This window comes from Burkholderia semiarida (assembly GCF_029268935.1).
In the GTDB taxonomy this organism is placed as follows: domain Bacteria; phylum Pseudomonadota; class Gammaproteobacteria; order Burkholderiales; family Burkholderiaceae; genus Burkholderia; species Burkholderia semiarida.
This window is the reverse complement of record NZ_JAHLCL010000003.1, coordinates 540,325-557,400: the sequence shown is the minus strand read 5'-3', so window position 1 is coordinate 557,400 and position 17,076 is coordinate 540,325. Positions and strand designations below refer to the sequence as shown.

15 protein-coding genes are annotated in these 17,076 nt (G+C 67.4%); 4 read left to right on the top strand and 11 right to left on the bottom strand.

Features of this window, described 5'->3' with window-relative positions; genetic code table 11:
* Positions 1-8 precede the first annotated feature (8 nt).
* Genes KPB06_RS06350 through KPB06_RS06315 form a run of 8 tightly spaced genes read right to left on the bottom strand, consistent with a single transcriptional unit; the run spans position 9 to position 8,852 of the window.
* On the bottom strand, positions 9-1,364 hold the full coding sequence (locus tag KPB06_RS06350) for a GlcNAc-transferase family protein (RefSeq protein ID WP_059584020.1): 1,356 nt from the start codon (positions 1,362-1,364) through the stop codon (positions 9-11).
* 38 nt (positions 1,365-1,402) lie between these two features.
* Positions 1,403-2,437 (bottom strand): fimbrial protein, encoded by a 1,035-nt coding sequence (locus KPB06_RS06345; RefSeq protein ID WP_059584019.1) that lies wholly within the window; start codon positions 2,435-2,437, stop codon positions 1,403-1,405.
* Between the two features lie 35 nt (positions 2,438-2,472).
* On the bottom strand, positions 2,473-3,531 hold the full coding sequence (locus KPB06_RS06340; protein WP_059584017.1) for a type VI secretion system protein TssA: 1,059 nt from the start codon (positions 3,529-3,531) through the stop codon (positions 2,473-2,475).
* Complete coding sequence (tssG, locus tag KPB06_RS06335) at positions 3,528-4,589, bottom strand: type VI secretion system baseplate subunit TssG (RefSeq protein ID WP_059584015.1); 1,062 nt, start codon at positions 4,587-4,589, stop codon at positions 3,528-3,530. The genes KPB06_RS06340 and tssG overlap by 4 nt, the downstream gene beginning before the upstream one ends.
* 3 nt (positions 4,590-4,592) lie before the next feature.
* Positions 4,593-6,473: a type VI secretion system baseplate subunit TssF gene (gene tssF, locus KPB06_RS06330; RefSeq protein WP_059584013.1), complete on the bottom strand. Its 1,881-nt coding sequence runs from the start codon at positions 6,471-6,473 to the stop codon at positions 4,593-4,595.
* 1 nt (position 6,474) lies between these two features.
* Complete coding sequence (gene tssE / locus KPB06_RS06325) at positions 6,475-6,996, bottom strand: type VI secretion system baseplate subunit TssE (RefSeq protein WP_059584011.1); 522 nt, start codon at positions 6,994-6,996, stop codon at positions 6,475-6,477.
* Positions 6,980-7,834: a type VI secretion system accessory protein TagJ gene (locus tag KPB06_RS06320; protein ID WP_373453011.1), complete on the bottom strand. Its 855-nt coding sequence runs from the start codon at positions 7,832-7,834 to the stop codon at positions 6,980-6,982. The genes tssE and KPB06_RS06320 overlap by 17 nt, the downstream gene beginning before the upstream one ends.
* On the bottom strand, positions 7,821-8,852 hold the full coding sequence (locus tag KPB06_RS06315; protein ID WP_081066427.1) for a TagK domain-containing protein: 1,032 nt from the start codon (positions 8,850-8,852) through the stop codon (positions 7,821-7,823). The genes KPB06_RS06320 and KPB06_RS06315 overlap by 14 nt, the downstream gene beginning before the upstream one ends.
* A 520-nt stretch (positions 8,853-9,372) precedes the next feature.
* Here KPB06_RS06315 and tssH point away from each other — a divergent pair.
* Positions 9,373-12,042, top strand: a complete 2,670-nt coding sequence (gene tssH, locus KPB06_RS06310) for a type VI secretion system ATPase TssH (RefSeq protein WP_059584008.1) — start codon at positions 9,373-9,375, stop codon at positions 12,040-12,042.
* A 103-nt stretch (positions 12,043-12,145) separates the two neighbouring features.
* Here tssH and slmA read toward each other — a convergent pair whose 3' ends face one another.
* The 3 genes from slmA to argB are packed head-to-tail and all read right to left on the bottom strand — an operon-like array spanning position 12,146 to position 14,465.
* On the bottom strand, positions 12,146-12,811 hold the full coding sequence (slmA, locus tag KPB06_RS06305; protein ID WP_059584006.1) for a nucleoid occlusion factor SlmA: 666 nt from the start codon (positions 12,809-12,811) through the stop codon (positions 12,146-12,148).
* Positions 12,778-13,569: a pyrimidine 5'-nucleotidase gene (locus tag KPB06_RS06300; protein ID WP_059584005.1), complete on the bottom strand. Its 792-nt coding sequence runs from the start codon at positions 13,567-13,569 to the stop codon at positions 12,778-12,780. The genes slmA and KPB06_RS06300 overlap by 34 nt, the downstream gene beginning before the upstream one ends.
* A complete protein-coding gene (gene argB / locus KPB06_RS06295; RefSeq protein ID WP_006490510.1) occupies positions 13,566-14,465 on the bottom strand; it encodes an acetylglutamate kinase in 900 nt (299 codons plus the stop codon). The genes KPB06_RS06300 and argB overlap by 4 nt, the downstream gene beginning before the upstream one ends.
* A 293-nt stretch (positions 14,466-14,758) precedes the next feature.
* On the opposite strand from argB, the gene KPB06_RS06290 reads away from it, so the two are divergent.
* From KPB06_RS06290 to KPB06_RS06280, 3 genes are all read left to right on the top strand, one after another.
* The gene (locus KPB06_RS06290; RefSeq protein ID WP_059584003.1) at positions 14,759-14,983 is read left to right on the top strand and encodes a cysteine-rich CWC family protein; all 225 of its coding nucleotides are present in this window, start codon (positions 14,759-14,761) and stop codon (positions 14,981-14,983) included.
* Positions 14,984-15,093: 110 nt separating this feature from the next.
* Entirely contained in the window at positions 15,094-16,512 is a 1,419-nt protein-coding gene (locus KPB06_RS06285; protein ID WP_059584001.1) for an ATP-binding protein, read from the top strand.
* 13 nt (positions 16,513-16,525) lie between these two features.
* Positions 16,526-17,068, top strand: coding sequence for a response regulator transcription factor (locus KPB06_RS06280; protein ID WP_021156278.1), 543 nt, complete (start codon positions 16,526-16,528; stop codon positions 17,066-17,068).
* Positions 17,069-17,076: the final 8 nt, after the last annotated feature.

Sequence of the window (17,076 nt, the reverse complement as noted above, 5' to 3'; positions counted from 1 at the left end):
GCAGCGGATCAGATCGAGCGCTGGAGTGCGCGCAGCAGGGTGCCGTCGCGGTCGAATAATTCGATCGTGTAGTGGTCGGGGACTTGTTCGAATCCGGTGGCGAAGTACAGATGCATGTCGAACCATTCACGCTTGATGTGCTTGTGAAACTTGCCGGCATCGAGCATTTCGCCGCGGTGAATCACCGTCCCGTCCTGCGCATGGGCGTTCATGCGGAAATGATCGAGCTGCGGCAGGATATCCGTGAACCGGGCCCGATGCGCCCAGACGCGGAAGTCGTGGGCGCGCAGCAGCGTGGCCTTGTATTCCTCATCGGATGTGCAAACCGGCGTATCGGAATTCGGCGGTAAGCCATCGAGCGTTTCCCGGCGCACGCCGCGGTGCGCGAAGCTGATGCCTGCGTAGGCTTCGTATTGTGCGAGCGTGCGCTCGACCCCGAGGCCGTACGGCCCGAAATCGATGCCGTCGGACGACGCGCCATCCACGCCGAGCAGCGCCCGGTTTCGCTCCAGGGAACGGTCGTTGCGGACATGCCAGTTCTCCGCGACGAGGCCGCTGGCTTGCGCCTCGGGCGTGTGGTCGTCCCATATCTTGACTCGGCTGGCGCGCGTGTATTCGTGCCACGCCAACACGCGATGCGGGATGTAGATATCGTAGCCGTGCGTGAACGCACGAGCGGCGATCGAGATTTCCTCGCCCAGAAAGAAGTAGTTCGGATCATGCCGCACATCGACGGCGAAATGCCCGTCCGCAAAAGCGAAGTGAGCGCTGTAGAACGCGCCCGGGACAGGCGCCTCCAACGCTTGCCAGTTATCGAGCCAGCCGGAACGAAGCGACAGCACGCCTTCCGGCATGAAGCGCTGGAAATACAGGCCGGTCGGCGTATGCGCGAGCGTGTCGCGCTGCGCGCCGGGCTGGAAGCCGGGCAGGTAGGTGGTAAGGAGCGGCTTCGCGCTGCGCGGGCGCAGCGACTCGAGCATCGCGATGGCCTGATCGTCCCACGCGTCGACGAAGTAGTGGTGAGAGTCGAGCTGCAACGTGTAGCGTTCGTCGCGGTACTGTTGCTGGATCAGATTGCGTGCCCAGCACGCGCCCTGGGATTGCCGATGGGGCACGTCGATCAGCTCGACGGTGGCGTCTCGATAGGAGAGCGTATGAGTCGGGAACGCGCCATCGTGGCACGCATGCCAACGCGAGAAGCCGTGCGCGAAGAAGGCGCCGATGGTCTCGTCCAGTGCGTGCTGCCAGCACACGACGACGCGGAGCTGGTCGGGTCGGGTGGCGCGCTCGATCAGGTCGAGCAGCGTCGGGATCAACTGCGGATCGCGATAGCTGGCGATCTGGACGAAAATGGTGCGTTCCATGGTCGATGAGTCGGGTTTCGTGAATCCCGTTGGAAAAGTTAGAGAATGTTCAGCGTGATGACCGAAGTCGCGTCGATCTTGCCCGTGGTGGGCGGCTGGTTGCCGACGCGCAGCACGGTGGCTTCGAGATCGAAACCTGACTCCATCGCGCCGCCCGGCTTCTGAACGAGCATGCTGCTCGCGTCGCCGGGCTTGAGCAGGGTGCCGGTCGTTTTGTCGCGCAGACGGATCGCGAGGTGCTGGGCGCCGGTATTCTGGATCAGCGCGGGGTTGTCCGAGTCCCGAGGCGCGCTGAGCGTGGCGGTGATCGACGCCGGGGGCGTCGGGCCCGAGCAGAGCACCCGGAAGTTCACGGGGCGCGTCGGGCCGGTTGTCTGCGAAACGTCATAGGGGCCGAACTGCCCGAAGTCGATGTTCAGCGTGCTGCTGTCGACGCGGCAGCTCGGCAACACCCGGAGCGACACGTTGCCGGAGTAGATGTTGGTGACGGCCACACCGGGATTGCCGTCGCCATAGGTTCGGGCGACATGGCCGAAGCTCGTCGTCGAAAAGCTCGGGATGTCGTTGCTGGTCTTGACCAGATCGATCCTGTATTTTGCGCCGTTGCCGTAGTTGACCGGCTGCGTGCCCGGGGTGGACGGATTTTCCTTCCAGTTGTTCGTGTAAGGCACGACGCTGGTGCTGCCGCTGGCGCGAACGTAGTTGAGCCGAAACCCGACTCCTGGCACGTTGGTATCGTAAATCTTGCCGCCGAGCGACGAAAGCTTGGGAGGCGTGATGAACTCCACATTGATCGTGCCGGTCGGCGGATCGCAGGCGATGAAAATCATCTCGGGCGTCGGAGCGGACTCACCGCTGACGAGCGGGCTGCCGATCGGCAGATCGGGGTCGACGTCGACGACCCCGGCCGGAAAGCTGATATTGAACGTCGTCAATATCTGGTTCGGCATGGGCCGTGTTTCGGTCCACCGCTCCGACTCCGCTTGAGTAACGGGCCGACACGCCGCCAGCACGGCCGGCGACGCGGACAGCAGGCACGCGGCAGCAAGGATAAATCGGGCTTTTTTCATCATTTGAATGCGCTGAAGACGATGAGAGGGCGAGGCGCTCAGATGTCGACGGCGTCCCATTGCGCGAGAAGCTCGGCAGGGATCACGTTCGCCAGCTCCGAGAAGCGCTTGCCGACCATGCGTTCGGATTGCCGGAGCAGCACGACGACGGGGCTGCTCGGCTCGTTTTGCTCGAACCACAGGCGCGTTTCCTGAATCGTCGCGAGCGCGCTCCAGCGATCCATCGGCCGCGCGTCTTGCGTGGTCCGGGCCGCGGCGCCGGCTTCGTGCGGCGCCGCTTCGGTCGGCGGGCTCGCCGTCGCCTCCGGTGCCGAAGCCGGCTCCACCGGCGCATCGGACGGACCGGCGGCAACCGGTGCGCGGCCCGCGTCGAGGGCCGTCCGCGCGAACGGCTGCAGCAGTTTCACGATACCGTCGAGATCGGGCGCATCGGCCTGCAACGTGTCGCGTGTCAGCGCGACGATCTCGGCGACGGCGCGTTGCGCATCCGCCAGTGCGACGATCGCGGCGTCGCGCCGGTTCCACAGTTCACCGAGCAGCCGGCTCGCCGATTCCGGCGCGAGCGCGTCCTTCGCGCGCGGGACCGCGAACGCCTTCTCGATGTCGCGCAACTGCAGTTGCAGACCGGCGGTTTTCGGCAGCCGGATGTCGCGGGCGTCAGCCAGTGCCGCGTCGGCGTCGGCGAGCGCGGCGATCGCGTTCGAGTAGACGATCGGATCGCGCTCGCCGTCGAGCACCGGCATCGGATGCAACGCCTCGCCGTAGCGCTCGAGCATCTGCAGCAGTACCGCGATGCCGTCGCGCAGCCCTTCGGCGCCGCTTTGGCGGATCCGGCAGCGGGTCAGGATCGTGAGCAGCCGCAGGTCCTTCGTGCGTAGCAGCAGCGCGCGGCAGTCGCGCTCGGCTTCGGCCCAGTTCGCCTGCTGCGGCGCATCGACGAAATCGCCGTATTGCGCATCCGTGCGTGGTGCGACGGCCGCTTGCAGCATCACGAAGGCCGGGTCGTATTCGAGATCGGGGCCGCATGGATCGTCGGCCGATACGGGTTCGAGCAGGTCGATGTAGCGCGCGAGCGGGTCGTGTGCGGGAGCATTCATGCCGGATTCTCCAGTTGATCGCAGTATTTCTCGGGCTCGAACACCATGCCGACCACCGGTTTGTCGTCCAGCGATTGGCCGAGCCAGGTCGAATAGCCGAGCCGGTGCGAGCTGTCGGCGCGCGCCGGCGGCGCGGCACGCGGCTTGACCAGCAGCTTGATTTCCCAGTCGTATTCGAGACCGACGAACGCGCGGACCCAGTCGACCAGCGTCGGGAGATCGTCGCCATGCGGCGTGAGACGCAGGTACTGGTCGAGATCGAGCGGCCCGATCACGAGACGGAACTTGTGCTGGCAGTCGGGGATCATGTCGCCCAGCAGCGCACCCTCGCCCATGATCGTCGACGGTGCGGGCGCGCCGAGCAGGCAGCGCTCGGGGCCGGTGATCTGAATCCAGTGCGGCACGAACTCGTCGACGGCCACCGGTACGCCGAAGTAATGGGACAGCGTTGCCGCCAGGCCGTCCGGATTGCGCGCCTCGCGTACCAGGTGCGCCGAGGCCGCATAGCGCGCATGCGGCGGCGGGTGCGTACGCGCGGCTTCGTCCGGATCGGTGCCCATCAGGCTGCCGATATAGAACGAGAAGGTTTCCTGCGACGGCCGGTCGAGCGAGACGGTCGCCTGTGCCGACGCCCACGCCCGGTAGAACAGCGTGAGCGCCCGATGATGGAACAGGTTGGCGAATGCAATGAGCGTCTTGTCCTGATGGCTCTCCGCACGGCTGTACGCCAGTTCCGTCATGTGGAGCGGCAGCGGGCCCTGCGGACCCCACAGTCCAAGCCCGAAGAGCCGGACGTCGAGCCGTCCGCCCTGCACGCCGAGCGCCGCGATTTCGCGCGGCGCGAACGCCATCGACGGTTGCTGGCCGACGCGGAAGGGTTCCTGCCGCGGCAAACGCGCCGTGCCGGGCAGCGGCTGGACGGTGTCGCGCGCGCTGATCGCGCGCAGCAGGCTGAGGAAGCCGGCCTGCCACGGCGTGTGCTCGTCGAACCACGCGCGCAGTGAATCGGGATGCAGCGGCGAGCCGTCGTTGACCGGCACCGAGTCGAATGCGTCCATCGCTTACACGGCCCCCCGCCCGCCCATGCGCGGTTTCCAGCGTGTCACGAGGCCGCGCTGCATCGAGCGCAGCTCCGTCTCGGTGAAGACATTGATCGATACGTGTCGGGCCAGGTATTGCTCGAGCACGAGGCCGAACAGATAGGGGCTCACTCCGGAAAAGCCGGTCTCGTCGACCGTCAGTTCGCAGCGCACGCCACGCCCGTAGACGAGCAGCCCGTGATCCGGAAGGCGCCGGACGACCGGCTCGGTGCGCGCCCCGACGAGGCTCTCGATCTGCGTGCGCTGTTCGTGCTCGCTCGTCCCGACGAACAGCCGCAGCATGTTGCGCAGCGCCTGGCCGCCGTCGCGATGGTCGAGCTCCGCGAGCGGCATGTAGTTGAAGCTCAACTGGCGGATCAGCCGCCATGCCGTCTCGCCCGTCGCATAGGGTTCGCGCGGCGTGCTCGGCGGATGCACGAGACTCACGCCCTCGATCGGCACCGAGTCCTGCATCGTGAGGTCGCTGAATCCGTTGCGCGGAATCAGGCGCGGCAGGTCGCGATTGGTCAGCCACGCGTCGACGGACAGATAGCGGATCGCGTCGTCGTAGGGTGCTTCGGCCTGATCGACGAGCGACACGAATACTTCGGTGCCGACGTACTCGCTGCGGGTGCCGTATTTGCGCGCGTTGGCCGACATCGCGCGCGGCTCCCGCAGAATCGAAAAGTAGCGCCCGTAATTGCCGATGTCGCTGTGTAGCGTCTGGTACAGCGGATTGAACGTCACCTCGGTCGACGTTTCGGCTTTCTGGCCGAATACGCGCGACACCGAGAAGACTTCGTAATCGAGCGGGCGGCTGCGGTCCGGAATCAGGTGGAACGCGGTCAGCGCGCGGTTGATCTCGATCCGGTCGGTACGCCGCGGAAACAGGTTGACGATCGGCGTGCAGAACAACTGAAAGCTCGACGCATCGACGTGTGTCGTCAGTTCGTCGGGCAGTCGGTCGAGCAGCAGCACGACTTCCGCTTCCTGGCCGTCGATCCTGGACAAGCCGGCCTGCAACTGCGTCAGCACGAAGAAATAGAAGCGTTGCCGGCAGGTGAAGTACTCGTGCAGCAGGTTGTGCCCGTGGAACGTATTCCACATTTGCGGCAACAGGCTCTGGTCGGGGCGAAGGCCTTCGAAATCGACCGGATGCTTGGCGACGACCGTGCAATCGTCGCGGGTGGCGCCGTGTGCGCGCACGACCGATGCGATGCCGCCGGCATGGATCAGTTCGAACAGATGCGACGCGATCCGTTCGTCGCCGCCGATATAGAGCGACAGCCTGTCGAGCCCGGTGATTTGCGAGAACTTGATCTCGCCCACCGTGCGCAGCCGCAACCGGAGCGCGCCGCGCAGCCGCATGTGCGGCATCAGTGTGCGCTGCAGGTCCGGAAGGTCCGGCGGGACGGCCGTCAGCTTCGCGTCGACGATCTCGATCGGCCAAAGCGTGATTTCATGGCCGCTGCGGAACTCGCACGCGGTCCGCTCGCCCGGCGGGATCGACGAGCGCAATACGCTGTGGCGCGGCACCGTGAAACCCTTGCTGAAGTTGCCTTCGCGCAGGCTCGGGCGCAGCTTCGCCACGGCCATGGACGGCGTCGGCGCAACGTAGTTCGGATACACGACTTCGAGCAGGCGCTGCGTGAAGCGCGGGAATTCCGCGTCGAGCTTGAGCTGCGTACGGGCCGACATGAAGCAGAACGCCTCGATCATCCGCTCCACGTAAGGATCGGCTGTCTCGATGCCGTGCATGCCGAGGCGGCGGGCGATCTTCGGATGCTGCGCGGCGAACTCCGCGGACAGCTCGCGCATGTAAGTCAGTTCGCGGTTGTAGTGGTCGAGAAATCTGGGATCCATATCAATGTTCGATGCGAGCGCCAGGATCGAGCGTCACCTTGTTCGATTCGATGTCGAAGGTGCTCTGGATCAGGAATTCGAGGGGGTACGGCGACCATTGCATCAGCCCGCGAATCTCGAACGCGAGCTTGTTGTAGCTGGCGGCTTCGCGCCCCGCGATGGGGCGAATCGCGATCGAATCCGCGAGCAGGCGCGGCTCGAAGCGGACGATCGCGGTCTTGACGAGCGTCTCGATCGTTTCCCAGTTGCGGTCGCTCAGGTAGCTTCCCGACAACGGCGGCACGCCATAGTTGACGACGGACGCGGCGGCCTGCGGATAGCGCGCGGCGTCCAGCTCGCCATCGAGATTGGTCGAGTTCAGCAGCAGCGCGAGATCGCGTTGAATGATCCGGCGCATGCCTTCGCCGTTCGGCGCATACGCGCGGGCGGTTTCGTGGCGCGCGTGCGGCGCGTCGTCCTGCAGCCGGTCAAGCAGGGACGGCAGGTACGCGGGCCGGTGCGGGTCTTCAGGATGACGTGCCATCGGTGTCTTCGTCCGTGAAGCGGCAGCCGCCGATATCGAGCAGACCCCAGTCGCCGCGGTTGGTCGTCCAGGTTTTTTGGCCGAGCGCGATCACGTTCGTGTCGCCGAGATCCTGCCAGCGGGTTTCGCGCGCGAGCCGAATGGTGGCCGGGCCGTGCTCGGAGCCGGGGTAGCGGGTCGGTACGTAGCCGCGGAGAACCGTCGCGTCGCGCAGGATCAGCGTGGCAGGGCGCCATACGAGATCGGTCAACGTGCCGATCGGGGTGAGCGTGAGCGACTTGATATGGGCGAACGGAATCCACCGGTAACCACCTGCCACGGCCATTTCGCAGATCGGACCGAGGCGCGTGTCGCTGTCGGTCAGCCAGTCGAAGTCGCCCATTTCGGCGCTTTCGCCCCGGCTCGCGGGCGCCGCGTCGAGCGCGAACTCGCGCAGTGCGTCGGCGCCCGCCACGTCGCCGGCGCCCAGACGCGCATTCGCCTGCAGCAACCGCTCGACCCACGCGGGCGCCGCTTCATCGACGAAGCCGGGCGTGCGCGTGCCGGCGAATACCTCGGCGCGAAACATCTCGCTTTCGATGAGCCCGCGATGCAGTTGCGCGCGCGCGGTGCCCTCGGGCTCGAGCGTCGCCCAGGTCTGCAACTGCTTGAGCGCGCGTTCCCAGTCGCCGTAGACGCACAGCAACTGGAAAAGCAGCCAGCGTTCCGCCGGATCGGACGGTCGCCGCCGCACCGCTTCGATGGTTTGCTCTTTCAGCGCGTCGAGCGACTGGGTCTGCTGCAGGTTCTGTACCGTTGGGCGGCCGGTGGCTGGCGTGGCGGTATCAGGGGCGTTCATCGTCATGTTGTTCGGTCGTTGAAGTGTCGGTGAAGGTGGTCAGCATCGGGAAATGGCTATCGACGCTGATCAGGTGATGCTCGCGACGCGCGAGCAGCGCCGCCGTCGGAAAGTGCGGACGCCGCCGTTGCGCAGGCGCGAGCAGGTGGAGGACGTCGTGGCGTGCGTCGTCGACGAACAACTCGTCGGACAGGAACGGGTTCATGCCGTCGAGCACCCGATCGATTTGCTGGCGCGCGTCCAGCAGATCGCTCAGCAGCGAGCCGGTCCGATAGCGCTCGGTATCGAGGAACGGGTCGGGCGGCAACGGGACCGCGATCTGCGGCTGCTCTATTTCCTTCATCGCGTGCACGGCGGACCGCTCGCGGTGAATCAGCGCCCGCCGGTATTCTGCGAGCAGCGCGTCGAGCGGATCGCCGTTGTCGAGATCGGGCGAGACCGGTGCGACCACGCCGAGCGGTTCCTCGTCCAGCACGGTGCGCGGCGCGTCGCCGTGCGCGCCGTTCGATTTCGCGTCCGCCAGCGCCGTCAGATCGACGAACCCGGCCGGCTCGCTGCGCGGCAGCGCATTGCCCAGCGCGATCAGGTCGACGGGCGCCGGCGCGTCGTCCTGCGCGATGGCGGAGGACGGCAGGCCGATGGTCAACTCGTCGACGCCGACCGTGACCGTCTCGCCGAGCCGAACCTCACATGCGCGATGTCGCGGCACCAGGGTGGCGCCGACGCGGCAGGCGAGTGTTTCGCAGTGGTTTTCGAACTGGATGCGGCCATCGGCGTCGATGAGGAAGACCACGTGGTCGGTGAGCGGATTCGCATCGCCCGACACCGCGGCGAATTCGCCGGACGACGCCGAATACGCGCAGCGGTCCCGGCCGAGCGCGTGCTGCACCGGCGCGCGCGGCGCGCGGCCGCCCCGCCGGACGAGCTTCGCGAACGGCGGCGGCGCGGGATCGGCCGGCTGATGGTCGGGCGTCGTGCAATCGGGCTCGCGGGCCGCGTTCCTGCTCATTTTCGGCATAACGGTTGATCAGTAAAAAGCGAGGGTTTTATCGGTGCAGCGGCATGGCGCACGTGCCTCATTAATTCGAGATAAAGGGGCGCTTCGTTGCGGATTAATTCGAGATAAATCCGGCGTACAAGCGAGAATGAAGGTGCGATCGACGATTCGAGCGGGAATATTATCGTGCGCCGGTTTCGAGGTATATCGGAATTGTTCTAAATGTACGGGGCGTATTTCGTGCAACGACTTCGAAAGTCGGGCCGGCGTGGCAGTCGCGACGGATGTCGGGACGCCCGTGGCGGCGGCGATGTGAGCCGCCAGGGCGCCTTGCGAGGCAATTTGGGACGAACGCGCGGGGATGGAGGCGCGCGGTCCTTTTCGTGAAAAAGCGGATGAAAAAATAATACTTGTCCGATTGATCGATGAATGATGTGGGAGGTAATGTTGGCGGTTTTGATTTAGCATCCGCGGCGACGGATGACGTGACTGTATTCACGTTGGTCTTGCTTGCGGCGCGACTTATTTCCAGATCGATCTCATGACAATTTCAAGGCAGGCCTTATTCGGCAAACTCGGGCATTCGCTGTTCCGAAGCGTCGAATCCGCCACGACTTTCTGCAAGCTGCGCGGCAATCCTTACGTCGAACTGGTGCATTGGCTGCATCAACTGCTGCAGGCGCCCGACGGCGACCTCCAGCGGATCATCCGGCACTGCGACGTCGACTCAGAAGCACTCGATCGGGACGTGCTGCGCGCGCTGGCCGCGCTGCCGGCCGGCGCGAGTTCGATCAGCGATTTCTCCCATCACGTCGAAACCGCCGTCGAGCGCGCATGGGTGCTGGCATCCCTGGATTTCGGCGACCGCCGGATCCGCGGCGCATGGCTCGTCGCCGCGCTGGTCAGGACGCCCGAACTGCGCCGGGTGCTGCTGTCGATCTCTCCGGCGTTCGGCAAGATCCCGGTCGAGAACCTCGGCGAGATGCTGCCCGCGTGGATCGACGGCTCGCCGGAGGCAGCGGATGCGCCGTATGACGGGACCGACTTCGGCGGCGCGGTGCCCGGCGAGGCCGCCGGCGCGCTTGCGCCCGCGGGGGCCGGCGGCTCGCCGCTCGAGCAGTACTGCAGCGATTTGACGGCGCGCGCGCGCGCCGGCGAGATCGATCCGGTCGTCGGCCGCGAACTCGAGATCCGCACGGTGATCGATGTCCTGTTGCGGCGGCGTCAAAACAATCCTTTGCTGACAGGCGAGGCGGGCGTCGGCAAGACGGCCGTGGTCGAGGGGCTCGCGCGCGCGATCGTCGACGGCGACGTGCCGCCGAAGCTGGCCGACGTGCGTCTGCTGAGTCTCGACGTCGGCGCGCTGCTCGCCGGCGCGAGCATGAAAGGTGAATTCGAGGCACGCCTGAAGGGCGTGCTCGAGGCGGCAACGAAGTCGGCGGTACCCGTCATCCTGTTCGTCGACGAGATTCATACGCTGATCGGTGCGGGCGGCCAGGCCGGCACGGGCGACGCGGCAAACCTGCTGAAGCCGGCGCTCGCGCGCGGCACGCTGCGCACGGTCGGCGCGACGACCTGGGCCGAGTACAAGCGCCATATCGAAAAGGATCCGGCGCTGACGCGGCGCTTCCAGGTGCTCCAGGTGCCGGAGCCCGAGGAGGCGGCGGCGATCGACATGGTGCGCGGGCTCGCGCGCACATTCTCGCGGCATCACGGCGTCGTGGTGCTTGACGAGGCGATTCGCGCTGCGGTCACGCTGTCGCATCGGTACATCCCGTCGCGGCAACTGCCGGACAAGGCGATCAGCCTGCTCGACACCGCTTGCGCGCGCGTGGCGCTGTCGCAGCACGCGCCGCCGCGCGAGCTGCAGAACGTGCGCCAGCGCCTGCAGGCGGCGCAAGTCGAATGCGACCTGCTCGACCAGGAGCGATGCATCGGCCTGGGCGACGCGGACGCGCTGGCCCGCACGCAGGCGCGCATCGCCGAGCTGGAGCGCGAGGCGGCGAACGTCGATGCACGCTGGCGCGCGCAGGCCGAGGCCGCGCAGGCGCTGTTGAGCGCGCGAGAGGCGGTGCGCGAGGCCGCCGACAGCGTGTCGGCCGACCGGCTGCAGGCGCTCGAGCGTGCGCTCGTGGATCGGCAGGGCGAGGCCGCGTTCGTTTTCCCGGAAGTGAACGAGGCGATCGTCGCGGCGATCGTGTCGGACTGGACCGGTATTCCGGTGCGCCGGATGGTCACCGACGAGGTTGCCGCGGTGCGCACGCTGCCCGACACGCTCGCGGCGCGCGTGATCGGTCAGCCGGACGCGCTGCAGCAGATCGGCGAGCGCGTGCAGACCGCGCGCGCAGGGCTGACGGATCCGAAAAAACCGCTGGGCGTGTTCATGCTGGCCGGCCCGTCCGGTGTGGGCAAGACCGAGACGGCGCTGGCGCTGGCCGAAGCGCTGTACGGCGGTGAGCAGAACCTGATCACGATCAACATGAGCGAGTATCAGGAAGCCCACACGGTGTCCGGGCTGAAGGGCGCGCCGCCCGGCTACGTCGGTTACGGCGAGGGCGGCGTCCTGACCGAGGCGGTGCGGCGCCGGCCGTACTCGGTGGTGTTGCTCGACGAGATCGAGAAGGCGCATCCCGACGTGCACGAAATGTTCTTCCAGGTGTTCGACAAGGGCTACATGGAGGACGGCGACGGGCGCTACATCGATTTCCGCAACACCACGATCCTGCTGACGAGCAACACGGGCTCCGAGCTGATCGCGAGCCTGTGTTCCGACGAGACGCTCGCGCCTCGCGCGGATGCGCTGTGCGCGGCGCTCGGGCCGGTATTGCTGAAAACGTTCCCGGCCGCGTTCCTTGGCCGCGTGACCGTGGTGCCGTACAGGCCGCTCGCACAGGCGGCGCTGGCGCAAATCGTGCGGCTGCATCTGGATCGTGTAGTGACGCGCATGGCGGACGGGCACGCGGTGGCGTTCGGCTATGCGCCAGCGGTGCTCGACTACATCGTCGAGCGCTGTCTCGTCCAGGAAACCGGTGCGCGCCTGCTGATCGGCTTCATCGAGCAGCACGTGCTGCCGCGGCTCGCCTCGCACTGGCTCGATGCGCTGGCGTCGCAGCGCACACTCGCACGTGTCGACCTCGAGGTGATCGACGCGAACGCGGTACCCGCGGAGGCCTTCGTGTTCCGCGCATCCTACGCGCACGCGGGCGATTGACGCACATCGGTACCACCCGATACGAGGCGCTCGCTCCGTGCGGCGTATCGAGCCGCGTATCGAGCCGCGTATCGGGCGGGCATCGGGCGCGCATCGTCGTCGCCTATTGCAGGATCAGCCTCAGATGGGCATCCGCCTGCTCGCCCGGCGGCTTCTGAAACCCGCCTTTCGCGAATCGATGCCACCGGCCGATCACGTAGCTGACGAGCAGGCTCGCGCGGGCGCCGGGATCGTAGTCGGCCGGCAGCACGAACGGCGCCGCGCCCTCGTGCGGCGCATTCGCCTCGGTGCGCGCAACCCGCAGGCATTGCTTGACCGTCGCCTCGATGCGGTCGAGCAACTGGTTCACGCGCTCGGTCAGCCGCTCGTCCTCGCCGACCAGCGCCTCGCCGGTCAGCACGCGCGTCATGCCCGGGTTCTTCGCGGCGAAATTGAGCATCGTCAGCGCGATCGTGCGCGCCTGCAGCACGCCGTTCGGCTCCTTCGCGACGATCTGGTTGACGAGCCCGAAGAGCGCCTGCTCGATGAACTCGATCAGCCCTTCGTACATCTTCGCCTTGCTGGTGAAGTGCCGGTACAGCGCGGCTTCGGACACGTCGAGCCGGGCCGCGAGCGCGGCGGTCGTGATTTTCTCGGGTTTCGGGGCCTCGAGCATCGCGGCGAGCGTCTGCAGGATCATCACGCGGCGCTCGCCCGGCTTCGGGCGCGGGCGAGAGGGTGTGGCCTGGCCTTCCGTTACGGCTTGGTCCTGCGGGTAAGTCGGCTGCATTTCTGTCGCCCCGATCGTGTGCCCAGTCGCAGCGATTTTAACGAACGAATGCGCTGGTCGACATAATGCGGGCGTCCGGTTGCCGGCAGATGACCGGGCAGGTGGCCGGTGATCCATACGGTACCGATGCCCAGACGCTTGTAGCGCTTCAGGTGGCCGCGCGTATCCTCGACGAGGATCGCGTCGGCGAGCCGCGCATGCGCGGCGCGCAGCGTCCGGCGCAGCATCGCAGGGTCGGGCTTCGCGCGCCACGTGCGGCGGTCGCGCATGTGCTCGATCGCGATCACGCGCTCGAACAGCCGCTCGATGCCCAGCTCGCGCAGCACCGCGCGCGCATAGTTTTCCGGCGCGTTGGTCAGGATCAGCTTGCGGCCCGGCAGCGCGGCGACGATGCGCGCAAGGCCGCGCTCGGCGCGCACCATCGCGGGCAGGTCGGAAAACGTGTGGACCACGCGCAGGAAATCGTGAGGATCGATCGGATGATGGCGCGTGAGGCCGAGCAGCGCGGCGCCGTAGCGCTCGGTGTAGCCGATGCGCAGGCGGTCGGCTTCGGCGCGCTCGACCTGCAGCGCGTCGATGATGTATTGCGTCATCGCACGATTGATCTCGGGAAAGATCGCGTGCGACGCGTGGTGCAGCGTATTGTCGAGATCGAACAGCCACACGGGCGTGCCGGCGCGCGGCCGGCTGCGGGAGATGCGCCGGCGCCGCAGCGACGCCGGCAGGCCGGGGCTGGCAGGCGGGCGGCGCGCGCTCAATGCGAGCGGATCATCGTGCCGAACGGCTGCTCGGTCAGGATTTCCAGCAGCACCGAGTGCTCGATGCGGCCGTCGACGATGTGTACCGACTTCACGCCGCTCTTCGCGGCGTCGAGCGCCGACGAAATCTTCGGCAGCATGCCGCCCGAGATCGTGCCGTCCTCGAACAGCGCGTCGATCTCGCGTGCGGAGAGGTCGGTCAGCAGGTTGCCGTCCTTGTCCATCACGCCGGGGATGTTGGTCATCATCAGCAGCTTCTCGGCGTTCAGCACCGTGGCCAGCTTGCCCGCGACGAGGTCTGCGTTGATGTTGTACGACAGGCCGTCCTCGCCGAAGCCGATCGGCGAGATCACCGGGATGAACGCGTCGTCCTGCAGCGCCTTCACGACTGCCGGGTTGATCGCCTCGACTTCGCCGACCTGGCCGATGTCGATGTACTGGCCCGGGTTGTCGCGATCCGGCATCAGCAGCTTGCGCGCATGGATCAGGCCCCCGTCCTTGCCCGTGAGGCCCACCGCGTGACCGCCGAAGTGGTTGATCAGCATCACGATGTCCTGCTGCACTTCGCCGCCCAGCACCCATTCGACGACTTCCATCGTCTCTTCGTCGGTGACGCGCATGCCCTGGATGAAGGTGCCGGCCTTGCCGATCTTCTTCAGCGCGTGATCGATCTGCGGACCGCCGCCGTGGACGATCACCGGGTTGATGCCGACCAGTTTCAGCAGGATCACGTCGCGCGCGAAGCCCTGCTTGAGCCGCTCTTCCGTCATCGCGTTGCCGCCGTATTTGATGACCACGGTCTTGCCGTGGTAGCGGCGGATGTACGGCAGCGCCTCCGCGAGGATTTCTGCTTTCAGCGTGGGGGCGATCTGCGAGAGGTCGATGGGCTCTGACATGGCGGCGGCTCTGGCTGGGAACGGTTGAAACAGGCCGAATTGTACAGGAGTGGCGCAGCGCAGCATCGGTTTTTGGGCTGGCCGGACGGTGGGTCGCGCAGGTCGGACGGCACGCGCGGCGGCCCGCCGGCCAAGGCTCCCGCTGCCGCGGCGGCGCGCGGGACGGGGCCGCGCCCGGCGCATCAGGCGGGGTCGGCGGCAGCCGTCGGCCAGACGGCCGACGTGCAAAATCCGTCGGCCGCGCTATGCTAGTCGCGTAGGGCGACGTTCGTGCCCGCTTCCGCACCTCGACCATGACCGATTCCGCCGCCGACGCCCGTTCGGCCCCGCGCCGTGCGCGTTGTCCGCACTGCGGGCGCGGTTTCGACTGCGGCGCGCACACGCAGCCGTTCGACTGCTGGTGCGCTGCGATGCCGGTCTTGCCGGGCGACACGGCCCCGGCAGCCCGCGCGCGCTGCCTCTGCCCGGAATGCCTCGCCGACGAGATCGCGCGGCGCATGGCGGCGGCGCCCGGCTGACGTCGCTCGCTCGCGCCCCCGGACGCCGCGCCGGGGCGTCCGACCGTCCATTCGTCCTTCCCGATCCGGCCCCGTGGAGGCGCCGCCCGCTAAACGGGTAAACTGCTCGGATGCAACGAATCACCACCACCGGGCGCGTCAACCTCAGCCACCTGTTCTGGCTGCGCAATCTCGCGATCATCGGCCAGCTCGTGACGATCGGCGTCGTGCAGGCCTATTTCGGCGTGCACCTGCCGTTGCCGGCGATGCTGATGGTCATCGCGCTCGAAATCGTTTTCAACGCGCTGACCTGGGTGCGCGTGCTGCGCGCGCGGCCCGAGACCAATTTCGAGTTGCTCGGCCAGCTGTGGGTCGACCTCGGCGCGCTGTCCGCGCTGCTGTTCCTGTCGGGCGGCACGACCAATCCGTTCGTGTCGCTGTACCTGCCGTCGCTCGCGATCGCCGCGGCCGTGCTGCCGTGGCACCTGATGATCTGGCTCGCGGCGTTCGCGGTGGCCTGCTACGCGGCGCTCGGCTTCGATTCGGTGCCGCTCAACATGGACAATCCGGCGAACCTGTTCGACTACTACCGTACCGGCATGTGGGCGAACTTCATGGTCAGCGTCGGGCTGATCGCGTGGTTCGTCGCGCGCATGTCGAATGCGCTGCGCCAGCGCGACGCGGCGCTCGGCGAGGCGCAGCAGCACCTGCTGCGCGACGAGCGGGCGGTTGCGCTCGGCGTGCAGGCCGCCACCGTCGCACATGAAATGGGCACGCCGCTGTCGACGATCGCGATGCTCGCCGAGGAGTTGCGCGATGCGGCGCGCGCCGATCCGGGGCTCGCGCGCTACGAGGCCGACCTGAAGGTGCTCGAGGAACAGATGACGCTCTGCACGTCGGCGCTCGCGCGCCTGCGCAGCCGCGCGAGCGCGCCGGCGAGCCGCCAGCCGGTGGACGACTGGCTCGACACGTTCGTCGAGCACTGGCGCCTGCGGCATCCGCACGTGCAGTTCGAGCTGCTCGGTGCGCGCCCGGCCGGCGTCGCGCTCGACGATACCGTCGCGGCCGGCCAGATCCTGACGATCCTGCTCGACAACGCCGCGCGCGCGAGCCCGCAGCGCGTGACGCTCGCCGCGAAGGTCGCGCATGGCGGCACGGCCGACGAAATCGAATTCGAAGTATGCGACGACGGGCCCGGCATTCCGGCCGCGCTGCGCGAATCGCTCGGCGCGATGCCGGTCGACAGCACGCAGGGCGGGCACGGCGTCGGCCTGTACCTCGCGTTCAGCGCGGCCGCGCGGCTCGGCGGCGAGATCGAGCTGTCCGATGTCGCGCCGCGCGCCGCGAGCGGCAACGGGCGGGCCGGCGGCGCGGCAAACGGCCACGCGGCGGCCGCATCGGGACAACGCACGGGCGCACGTACGGTCGACCGGCCAGCCGGCACGCCGGAGAGCCGCCCGGCCGGCGCGGCGGCCGGGCGCGGCACGCGGGCCGTGCTGCGCCTGCCGGTCGTGCGCGTCGCGATGCCGGCGGCCTCAACCAACACGTAGACGGAGAAACCACATGAGCGAGAACAATTTCCTGGTGATCGACGACAACGAGGTGTTCGCGGGCACGCTCGCGCGCGGCCTCGAGCGCCGCGGTTACGCGGTCCAGCAGGCGCACGACAAGGAGGCGGCGCTCAGGCTCGCCGCGGGCGGCAAGTTCCAGTTCATCACCGTCGACCTGCATCTCGGCGAGGATTCGGGGCTGAGCCTGATCGCGCCGCTGTGCGACCTGCAGCCCGATGCGCGGATCCTGGTGCTGACCGGCTACGCAAGCATCGCGACCGCCGTGCAGGCCGTGAAGGAAGGCGCCGACAACTACCTCGCGAAGCCGGCGAACGTCGAGTCGATCCTGGCCGCGCTGCAGACCAACGCGACCGAAGTGCAGGCCGACGAGGCGCTCGAGAATCCGGTCGTGCTGTCGGTGGACCGGCTCGAATGGGAACACATCCAGCGCGTGCTGGCCGAGAACAACAACAACATTTCGGCGACCGCGCGCGCGCTGAACATGCACCGCCGCACGCTGCAGCGCAAGCTCGCGAAGAAGCCGGTGCGGCAGTAAGCGGGCGC